Source organism: Morganella sp. Je.2.23 (assembly GCF_051129855.1).
Taxonomy (GTDB): Bacteria; Pseudomonadota; Gammaproteobacteria; order Enterobacterales; family Enterobacteriaceae; genus Morganella; species Morganella sibonii.
Genome location: NZ_JBCPSQ010000002.1, coordinates 94,344 through 107,764, shown reverse-complemented (window position 1 = coordinate 107,764; position 13,421 = coordinate 94,344). Strand labels below are relative to the sequence as shown.

Genomic DNA, 13,421 nt, shown 5'->3' with positions numbered 1-13,421 from the left:
TACCGCCTGTGCATTCAGGGTTTGTCACCGGCAGGCGGCAGAACCGTAAATACCCCGGCTGCCGCAGACTGCGCCTGAATCTCCCGGTCATACATAGCTTCGCCAAAGGCCGGAGGAATGATAAAGCGCCCTGTATTCACCGGTTTTATCTGATAGATAAATTCCTGTATCTCCGCCGCGGCACTGCCGTAGATCAGCACTCTGTCCTCGCGGGCATCACTGAAGTCCGGCACCCAGCTGCGGCCGGTGCTGAACGGAAGTTGTGACAGTTGCAGACTGTCCGCCGCTTCCGGGTCCTGACGCACCACTTCAAACCCGCCCGGCAGCAGATCCGCCACCACAATATTATTCAGCCCCTGTTTTGCATTGGCGCGGATATACAGGCGGACATAGACTTTTTCGCCCTGTGCGGCACTGTTTATCACCTCACCTTTTTCATTCAGGTAATCGCGGCTGATTTCCAGCCCTTTCGCTACCGCGGCTTCCGGCGGTGTGCGGTCAAAACCGGATTCTGTCACCACATACCAGGCCGGGTTATCCGACGGATTATCAAAGCGGATTTCACTGACACCGTCACTGAATTTTCCGGTAGCAGTGGCATCTTTCATCACCGAAATCACTTCCGGCGGCTCTGTGCCTTTCAGAACACTGACAGAAAGCTCACCGGCATCCGCCCCGCTTTGCTGCATATAGCGGCTGTAATGTTCCATTGCCAGAATGCTCATGGCCGCTGAATAGGTGGTGTAACGTTCCTCTTTAAAGCGCAGCACCATATTTTCCAGCAGTTGCGGCGGGATAGCAGACACTTTTTCCGGGAAATGACGGACAATCAGGTAGAGCCGTGTGCTGTCCTGCACCAGCGGATCGAGATAGCTCCGTGTCCACCATGCTTTGTTATAAGCCGTGTTCAGGGCTTTCCACACCGGCGCCAGCATCATATCCGCCTGTTTATCCATCTTCAGCATTTTGTAGGATGCCGCAAGATACAGCGCGCCCGGATCATCCTGCCACGAATCCGGATAACTGCTCTGCATCCGTGTCTGTACTTCAGCCAGCAGCCCGGTGGTGACTTCTCCCTGACGGGTCAGCAGGTAAACAGCAAAGGCACGCATCCGCAGATCATCCTGCGTATTCAGCATCGGGTTCGCCGCCAGTTTTTTCAGGTAAATATTGGCAGATGCGAGCAGTGATTCCTGTACCGGATAACCGGCCTCCTGTGCTTCCAGCAGGAACTGCACCACATACAGTGTGACAAACGGGTCGGTTTCCGGCCCGGCCTGCCATGCACCGATGCCACCCTGCCCGTTCTGCCGTGTCAGCAGTGTGGTCATGGTTTGTTGCAGTTGCTGACGGATCTCCGCCTGTGACTGCAATGCGCTGAGTTCCGGATGACGCTGGCGGAACAGCAGCGGAACGGCGCGGCTGGTGATCTGTTCCGAGCAGTTGTACGGATAGTTATCCAGATACTGCGACAGTGCGTCACTCATCACCATCGGTGAGTAAGAGACACGGGCATCCCGTTTGGCATAGTTATCAAACATCTGCCGCAGGGCAGTTACGCGCTGCTGTTTACCGTCCATCCGTCCGAGAGACGAGCGGGTACGGTAAGCTGAGGCCGGACGAACCGACAGATTTTGCGTGCGGACAGCTGATTTATCCCCCGATGTGACACGGAAAGTGATATCCGCCGTGCCCGGCAGCGCATTGGCTTTCAGACGGAACGACAGCACCGTCTCTTTCTTCTCACCAAGCGTAATCTGTTCACGGTTGCTGCCGGTAATTTCCAGTGCCGGGCCGGCGCTGACAGTGATATCCAGCGGCATCGCTTCACCGTTCAGTCCGGTCAGGTTATTGGCGATACCGAGTGAGACATCAAACTCATCCCCCGGCGAAACCATAGCCGGAATATTCGGTGTCAGTACAAAGTCATCCCGCACGGTTGTGCTGCTCTGCGTGTGGCCGATACGGTCAGGTGAAACCGATACCGCCATTACACGGATCTTACCGTTAAAGTAATCCGGCACCTGATAATTAAAGACCGCATCACCATCAACGGCGGTGATCCCCGACCAGTACACCACCGGCTCATCCCGCTTGCGTTTGAACGGATTAAGATGCAGATCGATACCCTCTCCGGCATCCCCGCCCGGTGCGGCGGTCAGCGCCATCATCTTGCTGAACTCCGGCAGGATCAGATCGAGGATCTGGGTGCTTTTCACTTCCAGCGCCCGTTTGCGGAAGAAATAATCCAGCGGATCTTTCAGGCGGTAACGCGCAACCTGCAAGATGCCCTCATCGACAGCAAAGACCACCACATTCTGCGGTGAGGCAGTTTTTACATGAACCGCCAGGTTTTCGCCCGGTTTCATGACATCCGGTGATGTCAGCGAGATCCCCGCGTTAAATGCCTCATGGCTGACGCGGAATGGCTGCACGCCGAAACTCAGCGGGCTCATAAAGATTTCATCGGAGTTGATATCACGGACAAACTGCACATTCACATAGCCGTTGCCGGTCAGTTCTGCCGGTACGCGGATTTTCTGCACCGAGTTGGTGGTGTCCGCACGGAACCACACCCACTGATACACTTTGTCGCGCTCAATAGTGATAATGCCGCTGCCGGTGTACGGCGCACTGACGGCGATTTCAATCTCTTCGCCCGGTTTGTATTCTTCTTTATCCAGTGTCAGCTGCAATTCTGCATTGCGATCCAGCGAGCGGGTAATATTTGCGTTACCGGCCACGGTATAGTCTGTTCTGTTCAGCACAACACCGTCCGCGTCTTCCACCTGTAAGATAAAATGACCGGGTTTCGAGGTATTCAGCGTGAGATCCGTTCCGGTACTGCTGATAGTCAGCGGCTGCTCATCAATCCGGGTCTCTTTCAGTTTTGACTGATATTTAAAGATCCCTGACGGCTGACGCATCAGCACCGAAATGTACTTCCGCTCCAGAAGCACCTGTTTCAGATCGGTTTTTTCAATCCGGGTCAGTGACGGATCCACCGCAATCAGATTCAGCATCCGGAGTGCATCTTTACTGATGTAATCCGTATCACCGTCCGCTTTGACGCCCACCAGTGAATCATGCGGAGAAACCAGCACCCGCGCCGCTGCGGTGACCGAACGCCCGCTTCCCGGTTCAAAGGCTTCAGTGAACAACTGTAACTGATAGGTCGCTTCCGCGTAGTTTTCCAGCCCTAATGCCAGCGGTGCAGCGCCATTTTCATCGCTGGTACGCTCTTCAAGCTGCGTTTCGAAGTTATCCGTACTGCGGCTGCCTTCATAGAAACGGTAATCCGGATACTGCGTGAAGGACGGATAAACCGGCCGCATGGTCATTTTTGTGGCGATACGGCGGTTCTGTGCCGGGGTGCCGAACAGGTTCTGCACATCAACCGCTGCCTGCAATTCATCCGGTTTTACCCAACCCTGCTGACGATCCGGTGCCAGTTTCAGTGCCACTTTCATGGTGTCCGGTTCAAACTCTTTCACCACGACTGTCGTAGTGCCGAGCAGGCGCAGATCATTCTCATCTTTGCCCTCCAGGTAGAGATAGATATTCCAGTCGCCGGTCGGGGCGTTTTCCGGTGTGGTATAGCTCAGTTCACTGAAACCGGTGGTATCCAGCGTGATCTTCTGTGAATGCATCAGAGTGTCGCGCGGGTCGCGGATCTCCGCCCGCAGCGGGATACCGGTCAGCGGGGTTTTCCAGTCATAGGTACGGGTGATAAGCCCGGCATGAAAGGTTTCCCCCGGCCGGTAAATACCGCGATCTGAGAAGAGATAGCTGCTGAGAGTGCGCGGATCTTCCGGTGTTTCATCGCCGTACACATCAAAGCGTGAGAAGTCCGGCTGGCGGTCATACCAGGCATTGACCGGCAGGAAGGAGACATCCCCCTCTTTTTCGGCCAGGAACATCACCGCCATCTGCTCATTACGGAAATCATGCAGGGGCGGGAACGCGGCGTGGCCGTCACTGCCGGTGACACGGCTCAGCAGTGTGGTGCCGTTTTTGGCCACCACCGAGATTTTCGCTCCGCTCACCGGTTCGCCGGTATACACGGACTGCACAAAGACATCACGCGAGCCGTCACGGGATGATTTCGCGATAATCCCCATATCGGTGACCACCACAAAGCGCGAGTCGAGAACCGTATCCCCTTCGTACTCCTCATCCCCTTCGTCATACCCTTCCGTTTCCGGGGTTTCCGCCGGTTTAGCCGGGTCCCACGCCCGCAGGCTCAGCAGGAATATACCGCGTTTTGCGGACGGATCAGCAGAGAGGTATTTGCTCAGGTCGATACCTTTGTACTGAATATCGCCGGGAGCGGCGGCAGACAGCGCCGTCTGATAAGTAAAGTGCTCCGTGAAATATTCATCACTCAGGCGGTTAAAATCCGTTGAGGTGAAGTTTTTATCCTTGAAAGAGACGATATGCTGTAACTGGCCGGGGATCACCCGCTTCACATCCAGTTGCAGACCCGGGAAGTTACGTGCCGCGACGGTGATCTGTTTTTCACCTTTCATCGACAACAGCGCCCCGTCTGACATAAAACGCAGTGTTTTCGGGTAATCCGGGACACGCACCGGCAGATAACGTGATGTTTTCAGGTAATAGCCGCCTGCCGAACTCATGCCGCCGGTGATTTCAACCAGAAGCCAGCGGTTGGCCGGTGCCTGATAACTGAAGCTGAATGCCGCCTGGTTTTCCTGCTCATTATCATCCGGGATCAGTGACACCGGCTGTGATAATGCCAGGACTTTGTCGCTGATATCATCTGATTTCCAGTCGTCGTAAATCCCCTCAGAATGATAATCCGGGTGTTTTTCCGGCAGCAACCGGGCGCGGACCGCTTTTCCGGCCTGTTTTTCATTCACCGGGTCAGAGAATGACACAATCAGAACACGGCGATCTTTTCCGTCCTCTGATTCCGCCAGCTGGCTTTCAATACCGGTGACATCCAGGCTGTAGCGGTTTGGTACGATCACCCGGAACGTTTCATCTTTCGCCGTGGTATTGGCCGGAACCGCCGCACCAACACCGGCTCTGACTGTCAGCAGCACTTCACTGTCAGTATCATTGAGAGCCAGCTGACCGGAGTGGATCCAGGCTTTGAGTTTTTTATCATCATAACTGACGGTGTATGGCACCGGCTTTCCGTCACGGGTCAGGGACAGGCGCGATTCCATATTTTTGACATCTGCCGGCGCATTAAATGTCAGGCCGATAATGGCGTGTTTTTTCATCGGATCCTGCGGGTCCTGATAAAATTCCGCCTGACCGCCGCGATAATAGAATTCAGGTGTGGTAAAGGTTTTTTGTTTCTCTGTTAACGCCACCTGCGGTGCCAGCAGGGTTTTGGTATCCATATCGACGGTGTAGGTTTTGCCCATCGGGAAGATTTTTTTCGCCGTGAATACCAGAGTACGATCATTGCGCCAGCGCCATTCTCCGTCCATTGCCGGTGTGAGGGTAATCCCCGTCGTCACCGGCTTGCCGATCAGCGTTACCGGCGCGGCAGAGCGGGAGAATCTCACCGTCACAATCTGCGGTGAATTATCATCACGGTTATAATTGACCGCCGAAGGACGTGTCACCGAGGCGGAAATATCCTGTACCACCAGCGGTGCGACATCCACCGGCTTTGGCTTATTCTGATACCAGTGCCAGGTGTAATAGCTGCCGGCAGCCGCTGCGGCGATCAGCAGTAATAACCCAAAAATGGTTTTCGGATAGCGGTTTGCCCCCTGCTCCAGCCGGGTAAGCTGATTCCCTGCAAACGTCACCCAGCCCGGCACCGCCCAGCGGATACGTCCGGTAAACGGGCGCAGCAGAAAACCCAGCAGTGTAAAGAGAGAAACAAGAACACGTGCCGCCAGACGCAGCACGATAAAAGGTAAGCGGAGGATAAAACGCAAAACGTCCATGACAACATTTTCCTCTGTGTGTTGAACCTGACATCAGTTTGACGCAGCACACAGTGAAATCCGGTCCGGCCGGAAGCTGTCAGTGCCCGATACTCTCATCCTCCATAAAACAGCCCATAAAGCAAATTATTGCATAAGGAATAATCTTAAAGTGCGGCCCCGGCGTGTCCGCTGAGGCCGCAGCACCGGAAAAATTATTCCAGCGCACTCAAAATAGCCTGTGCGGCTTTGACTCTTTCGGTATTCGGGTAGTTTTTATTTGCCAGAATCACAATCGCCACCTGTTTTTCCGGAATAAAGGCCACATAAGCACCGAAACCGGTTGTTGCCCCTGTTTTATGTACCCAGGAAGCGCGGTTATACGGCTGAACCTGATTATCCGTTACCGGATGCGGCTGCAATGCCACTTCATTGGTCACGCCGTTAATGATCATGTCTTTCTGCTGCGGCCAGTCATACATCTCCCAGCCCAGTCCCTGGTTGATTGCCGCCGTTTTATAGTAACGGGTCTGTGCGAGATACATCGCCATTTCCAGATCCGCATTGCCCGCCCGTGACGGCGACATATTGATTTCTGCCCAGCGCAGCATATCTTTTGAGGCGGATTTTACCCCGTAAGACTCCGCATCGAGCGGTCCCCCTGTCACCCGTACCGGCTGATTGTTTTTATAACCGTATGCATACTGACTTTGTGCACTTTCCGGTACAGTAATAAAGGTATGTGATAACCCCAGCGGCGCCAGGATACGTGCGGTCAGCAGCTGCTCATAAGGCATTCCCGCCGCTGTCGCGGTCAGCGCGCCGAACAGGCCGATACTGCTGTTCGCATACAGACGCATCTTTCCCGGTTGCCATGACGGCTGCCACTGCTGATAGAAATGCAGCAGATCCTCACTGCTTTTCACCGCTTCCGGCACCTGTAACGGCAGCCCGCCTGCGGTATAGGTGGCCAGATCCAGTAAGGTGATCCCTTTCCACTGCGGCTGTGTCAATTCAGGCTGGTATTTGACTGCCGGGTCATTCAGCGACGTCTCTTTTTTCGCCACGGAAACCGCACCCAGCACACCTGTGAAAGTTTTACTTACAGATCCGAGTTCAAATAGTGTATTTTCAGTGACCGGCTGTTTTGCCTGCACATCCGCAAAACCATAGTTGAAGTAATACGGTTTTCCCTTTACGGAGACAGCAACTGCCATCCCGGGGATATCCTGCTGTGCCATCAGCGGTTTAATGGTGCTGTCGACGACTGCCGCGACATTATCAGCGGCAGAGAACCCCGGGGCAGAAAAGGCCAGCAGGGCGGAAACCAGTGTTGCAGATAAAGATTTTGTCATCAGAATTAACCTTCCGTGTGTGGGTAACGGCGGCAAGTATCGTCAGATTCGCGGAGCAGAACAAACGGTTAATTATAACAAGAGCCTAAAGAAAAACTTACAGGTGAATTATGGTCAGACGCTATCTCCCTCTTAATCCGCTGCGTGCCTTTGAGGCCGCCGCCCGTCATCTCAGCTTTACCCGTGCGGCCATTGAGCTGAACGTCACCCATGCCGCGGTCAGCCAGCAGGTTAAAGTGCTGGAGGAGCAGCTGGGTTGCGCACTGTTTACCCGCGTATCCCGCGGGCTGGTGCTGACTCATGAGGGCGAGGGATTACTGCCGGTGCTCAATGAGGCATTTGACCGGATTGCGGATACCCTGGAGTGTTTCTCTCACGGACAGTTCCGTGAGCGGGTAAACGTGGGCGTGGTCGGGACATTTGCCGCAGGCTGGCTGCTGCCGCGTCTGGCCGGATTTTATGACAGCCATCCGCATATTGATCTGCATATCTCGACACATAATAACCATGTGGACCCGGCAGCCGAGGGGCATGATTATACTATCCGTTTCGGTAACGGCGCGTGGCATGAATCGGATGCGGAACTGATTTTCAGTGCACCGCACTCTCCGATGTGCTCACCGGCTGTGGCAGAACAGTTACAGCAGCCGGATGATGTCCATCGTTTTACACTGCTGCGCTCGTTCCGCCGGGATGAATGGAGCCGCTGGCTGGCTTGTACGGGCGGTACTCCGCCCTCCCCGTCACAACCGGTGATGGTGTTTGATACCTCACTGGCGATGGCGGAAGCCGCGCAACTGGGGGCCGGGATCGCGATTGCACCGGTAAGTATGTTCAGCCACCTGTTGCAGTCGGGCGCTCTGATTCAGCCGTTTACTGCGGAGATCACCCTCGGCGGCTACTGGCTGACCCGGTTACAGTCCCGCACGGAAACCCCGGCCATGCAGCAGTTTGCCCGCTGGCTGCTGAATGCAGCGGCAGAGTGATACTCACTCTCCTTCCAGGCTTTTTACCCGCAGAGAGTCCCCCTCACTGATGCGCAGCCGTTCGCTGCCGCAGTGCGGACAGCACCCGGCGTGCTGCATGATTTCGGCCTCACGGCTGCAATCCCAGCACCAGGCCTGCGCCGGGATAACATCAATATGCAGTGTGCAGCCCTGAGCCACGGTATCGCGGCAGGCGATATCAAAACTGAAATGCAGTGCGCTCTCTTCCACATCCGCCAGAGCACCGACTTCCAGCCAGACATCCGTCACCCGCGTGATACCGTGCCGCGCGGCCTGTTCGCGGATAATATCCGCCGCACTCATACACAGGGACAACTCATGCATACCGGGGCACCCGTTTACCGGTGAACAGCGCTCTCCGCCCGGCCATTGCCGGTACATCCGGGTCCGTGACCGGCAGCGAGAGCAGCATCCGCGCGCAGTCATCCGCCAGCCGTAATCCCTCCTGCGGTGAGAGCGTATGCGGCAGCGGCGACAACAGCGAGCACGCCAGATACTGAGATACGCCCTCCAGCTCACCGACAGTGAATGTCATGGTGCCGTACGGCAGCCGCAGGCCGATTTTTTCACTGACTTTGCGCTGCGGCCAGAGCTGATCCGGCCCCGGAAAAATCACCGCGCTGCACATCCACGGCGTGATCACACAGCCCGTCCACTGCCCTTCAAACAATGTCAGTTCCGTCACATACACCGGCACCGACGGATGCAGAAAAGGAAGGTCGTGCATGGTATCTGCAGCAATCCGTTCAAACGCAGCGCGGATCTGCTCTGCCGGACTGTGCATAAACCCCTGAATCTCCTCAGACATGCGCGGCCTCCTTTTTCACGGCCTCAACACCCGATTCGCGGAGTATCGCCAGCACCTGCTGTAATGCCGGTTCAACCACCGTTTCCAGCAGCGGGGTCATGCCGATCCCCGGCTCCAGCGACGCCGGAACCACGCCCACCAGCGTCAGTTTAGCGGGAAATTCCCCGGTAAAACGCAGTGCGGACAGGACATCAGACAATCCCAGCTGATGCGGGGAGATTTTATTGGTGAACAGCGCCGGAACCTCTTCATCCCGCAGAATCCGGATCGTGCCCGGCACACTTTTCATTGTCACAATCGCATCAGTGATAATCAGATGATCACACCCGGCCATGCTGCCGAGCAGTTCCATCCCCGCCGTACCACCGTCCATCACATCCACATAGTCCGGCAGGATATAGCGATCCGCCAGCGCTTGCGCGATATGCACGCCGATGGCTTCGTCAGTCAGCAGAATATTGCCGGTACCTAATACCAGTATCCGCATCACAGCACCTTCACTGATACCGTTTCACGGCCATCAATATCAACAATATGAACCGCACATGCCATACACGGGTCAAATGAATGGATAGTGCGCACCACTTCCAGCGGTTTTTCCGGATCGGCAATTTTCAGCCCGACCAGCGACTGCTCATACGGCCCCGCCACATTATCGTGATTGCGCGGCCCGCAGTTCCAGGTGGACGGCACCACTGCCTGATAGTTTTCAATCACACCGTCTTTGATAACCACCCAGTGCGATAACATACCGCGCGGTGCTTCCAGGAAACCCGCGCCTTTTATCACGCCGGTGGCCGGGAATTCCGGCTTCACATACGTGATGTGATCGCCGGTGCCGATATTGGCGATCAGCGCGGCATACTGATGCTGCAACACCGCCTGTAATTCACAGCAGTGCACCGTGCGGCCGATAATCCGGCCGAGCGTGGAATGCAGCTGTCTGACTTCCAGCGGATTACCGGTCAGCGTCTGATAAACCGCGATAATTTCATTCAGTTTTTCAGCTGTACCGGGGTGTTTCGCCGCCAGTTTGCAGAACATATTGGCCAGCGGGCCGACTTCGACGGTTTTGCCGTACAACGTCGGCGATTTCACCCACGAGTATTTGCCGTCAGCATCCCAGCCGGTGTATTTCGGCTCGGTTGTGCCTTCCCACGGTTTCTGCGGCGCTTCATCCTGATACCAGGAGTGCGGCGAGCTTTCCTGAATACCGTCCAGCAGGAAAGCATCGGTCTGAGAATCTATCGGCCGGAACGTCGTTAAATCGGAATCCTCAATGTAGCCGCCCGGAAACAGGAAACTGCCGTTTTTGCCGTCTGTCGGGAATTCCGGGGTGCTCAGGTAGTTCACCGCGCCCTGCCCGGTTTCAAACCACTGCGGATAAAACGCAGCAATAACCGCGGTATCAATCTTATAAACCTGTTCAACAAAATCATTCAGCTTGTCGATAAATGATTTGATATACATCAGGCGTTCCAGATTCAGCACACCAATACCGTCGAGGTTAATCGGGTTCGCAACCCCGCCGACCGCCAGGTTCTGGATATGCGGCGTTTTTCCGCCCAGCAGCGCCACGATACGGTTGGCATCGCGCTGGCATTCAAGCGCCTGCAAATAGTGCGCGACCGCAATCAGGTTCACTTCCGGCGGCAACTGCATCGCCGGATGTCCCCAGTAGCCGTTGGCAAAAATCCCCAGCTGGCCGCTCTCCACCAGTGCTTTGATTTTATCCTGTACTTTGATGAATTCCTGCGTGCTGTTCAGCGGCCAGTCAGACACACCGTTCAGCATGGCAGAGGCTTTTGCCGGGTCCGCGTTCAGCGCGGAGGTAATATCCACCCAGTCCAGCGCGGAAAGCTGATAAAAATGGACGATATGGTCATGGGTGGTGTGCGCCGCCAGAATGATATTGCGGATATACTGCGCATTCACCGGCACATCCAGATTCAGGGCGTTTTCCACGGCACGTACCGATGCCAGGGCATGTGTGGTGGTACAGACGCCGCAGATACGCTGGAGGATCATCCACGCATCGCGCGGGTCCTTACCTTTGACGATTTTTTCCATTCCGCGCCACATCGTGCCTGACGCCCAGGCTTTGGTCACCACACCATCATCAATTTCACAGTCGATGCGTAAATGTCCTTCGATACGGGTAACCGGATCAATCGTAATTCTCTGGCTCATGACTTGCTTGCCTCATGATAAGGGTGAGCTGCGGTTTTATTGACTGCAGGGAGTATCGGTAACAGGCGGATCAGGAAAAGGTAAGCGCAGATCTCAACAGCCACGAAACCAATGGAAATTAACAGTTCTTCCGCTGACGGAAAGTAGTGATAGCCATTGCCGGGATCAAACGCCAGCAATGAATAGGCAAGACGCCAGGCCGCACAGCCGAGCAGCATACTCACCGCACCGGTGTAGAGCAGACGGGAATCGCGGCGGAACGCCGGGATACTGAAGACCGCCAGTGCAAACACCATCAGCAGGATCTCAAACCAGAACAGGACGGCGTAGTAATCCCCGGCGAAAGCAAGCCCGAGCTTGCCGCGGTAAATCAGTTCCCCGAAGCGCAGGATCAGAAACAGCGCCATCAGCACACTGACGGTCAGTGCCAGTTTACCAAACAGGCGTTTTTCATCCGGGCCGTTGCCTTTCAGGCCGCTCTGCACCAGCGAGCCCTCAAAGACCACAATGGAGAATCCCATAATAAAGGCGGTGAGCAGGGAGAACAGCGGCAGCATTTCATAGCTTTGCCACAGCGGATAGACCTTGTGACCGGCTGCAATCATCAGTGACCCCATCGAGGACTGATGCATCGCCGGTAACAGCGCACCGAGCGCTATCACAAAAAACATGATTTTGTTCAGCCGTTTAAGCGAGACTTTCCAGCCCATACGCTCACAGAATGCCGGTGCCAGTTCCAGCGCCATCACGCCGATATAAATCGTCATACAGACCGCCGTTTCCAGCAGAACAGAGTTGACGTTAAAAATCCCCGGAATAAAAAAGTTCGGCATATTCCAGTAACGGCCGAGGTCGATGGTGATGGATAATCCGCCCAGTGAATACCCCAGCAGGCTCGCCAGCAATGCCGGACGTACCAGCGGGTGGTATTCCCCTTTGTTAAATACATACACCGCCCACGCCAGTGCCCAGCCGCCACAGGCAAAACCGGTGCCGATCAGCAGGTCAAAGGCAATCCAGATCCCCCAGGGGTAGCCGCCGTTCAGATCAGAGACAGACCCCAGTCCGAAAATCAGACGTTTGACGATAAGCAGCACACAGAGGATAACAAGCGGTCCGAAAATGATGATCGGCTTACTGAATAATTTTCCGCCGAGGGGTTTGGGATCATGATTCATGATCATCACCTCCGTCGTGAGAGTCATTTTTACTGTTGCGGCGCACCAGCACGGTAAGCCCGGCCAGTACTGCCAGCGGCAGGATCATCCCTTTGTACAAGGTGTGCTGGATATTTTCAGAGCGGGCTCCGGTGGAGAGTTCAGCCAGTTCCGGCAGTTGCAGATTTTGGTACGGCACGCCGGTCAGCACCATCACCTGCGTTCCGCCGCCCTCTTTTTCACCGTACAGATGCGGGTAATAAGACGGTACGGGATGGTTGTAGTTGTCGCCGGTTTTCAGTGTCTGACGCGGATAGGCATATTCCTCTCCGGCTGTCAGCCCGAGGCGTTTTTTTGCCTCACTCATCAGATCTTCGCGGGAGCCGAAAATGATAGCGCCGGTCGGACAAACCTCCACACAGCCGGGCAAACCGCCTTTATCGAGCAGTTCAACGCCTTTCTGGTTACAGAGTTCGCATTTGCTGATCGCACCGAACGGGTTGTTATAGTCATATTTCGGCACGTCATACGGGCAGCCCACCATGCAGTAACGGCAGCCGGTACAGATATCTTTGTCATAATGCACAATACCGGTCACCAGATGCTTTTTCAGCGCACCGACCGGGCAGACAGAGACACAGTTCGGATCAACACAATGCATGCATTGCTTTTTGATATAGGCGTAGCCGTCTTTTTCCTGATCTTTGTGTTCACCGCTGCCGCTCGTCCACACCTGGATAATGTTATTGGTGTACGGGGATAATTTGTCATTGTTGGACCAGGTCTGCGCGCCCTCCGGATTACGGACGGGGAAGTTGATATCCTGACATTTGGTCACACACGCCTGACAGCCGATACACAGAGTGGAGTCATACAGCATGCCCGATGCACCGGGGATCGGCGGACGGTTTTCCGCCGCCGCCCGGCTCACAGATGTATTACCTAACAGCAGTGCCCCGCCGGACGCCGCTTTAATAAAGTCACGCCTGTTCACA

The 13,421-nt window shown here is 55.2% G+C and carries 9 protein-coding genes; 1 reads left to right on the top strand and 8 read right to left on the bottom strand.

The window, feature by feature from the left end; translation table 11 throughout:
* Positions 1 to 14: 14 nt before the first annotated feature.
* Both AAZR23_RS11025 and blaDHA read right to left on the bottom strand, forming a co-directional pair.
* Complete coding sequence (locus AAZR23_RS11025; protein ID WP_434692585.1) at positions 15 to 5,930, bottom strand: alpha-2-macroglobulin; 5,916 nt, start codon at positions 5,928 to 5,930, stop codon at positions 15 to 17.
* Between the two features lie 194 nt (positions 5,931 to 6,124).
* Positions 6,125 to 7,264 (bottom strand): DHA family class C beta-lactamase, encoded by a 1,140-nt coding sequence (gene blaDHA / locus AAZR23_RS11020; protein ID WP_046892959.1) that lies wholly within the window; start codon positions 7,262 to 7,264, stop codon positions 6,125 to 6,127.
* A gap of 110 nt (positions 7,265 to 7,374) precedes the next feature.
* On the opposite strand from blaDHA, the gene ampR reads away from it, so the two are divergent.
* Positions 7,375 to 8,250 carry a LysR family transcriptional regulator AmpR gene (gene ampR / locus AAZR23_RS11015; protein ID WP_434692581.1) on the top strand — a complete coding sequence of 292 codons (876 nt, stop codon included), beginning with the start codon at positions 7,375 to 7,377 and terminating at the stop codon, positions 8,248 to 8,250.
* A gap of 3 nt (positions 8,251 to 8,253) precedes the next feature.
* Here ampR and hypA read toward each other — a convergent pair whose 3' ends face one another.
* Genes hypA through hybA form a run of 6 tightly spaced genes read right to left on the bottom strand, consistent with a single transcriptional unit; the run spans position 8,254 to position 13,420 of the window.
* On the bottom strand, positions 8,254 to 8,595 hold the full coding sequence (hypA, locus tag AAZR23_RS11010; RefSeq protein WP_046892961.1) for a hydrogenase maturation nickel metallochaperone HypA: 342 nt from the start codon (positions 8,593 to 8,595) through the stop codon (positions 8,254 to 8,256).
* Positions 8,588 to 9,079 (bottom strand): hydrogenase-2 assembly chaperone, encoded by a 492-nt coding sequence (hybE, locus tag AAZR23_RS11005; RefSeq protein ID WP_434692578.1) that lies wholly within the window; start codon positions 9,077 to 9,079, stop codon positions 8,588 to 8,590. The genes hypA and hybE overlap by 8 nt, the downstream gene beginning before the upstream one ends.
* Complete coding sequence (locus AAZR23_RS11000) at positions 9,072 to 9,566, bottom strand: HyaD/HybD family hydrogenase maturation endopeptidase (RefSeq protein ID WP_434692576.1); 495 nt, start codon at positions 9,564 to 9,566, stop codon at positions 9,072 to 9,074. The genes hybE and AAZR23_RS11000 overlap by 8 nt, the downstream gene beginning before the upstream one ends.
* Positions 9,566 to 11,269, bottom strand: coding sequence for a hydrogenase 2 large subunit (hybC, locus tag AAZR23_RS10995; protein ID WP_434692573.1), 1,704 nt, complete (start codon positions 11,267 to 11,269; stop codon positions 9,566 to 9,568). Before hybC ends, AAZR23_RS11000 begins: the two co-directional genes overlap by 1 nt.
* Positions 11,266 to 12,447, bottom strand: a complete 1,182-nt coding sequence (gene hybB, locus AAZR23_RS10990) for a Ni/Fe-hydrogenase cytochrome b subunit (protein ID WP_434692570.1) — start codon at positions 12,445 to 12,447, stop codon at positions 11,266 to 11,268. The genes hybC and hybB overlap by 4 nt, the downstream gene beginning before the upstream one ends.
* The gene (gene hybA, locus AAZR23_RS10985) at positions 12,437 to 13,420 is read right to left on the bottom strand and encodes a hydrogenase 2 operon protein HybA (RefSeq protein ID WP_434692567.1); all 984 of its coding nucleotides are present in this window, start codon (positions 13,418 to 13,420) and stop codon (positions 12,437 to 12,439) included. The genes hybB and hybA overlap by 11 nt, the downstream gene beginning before the upstream one ends.
* Position 13,421 lies beyond the last annotated feature (1 nt).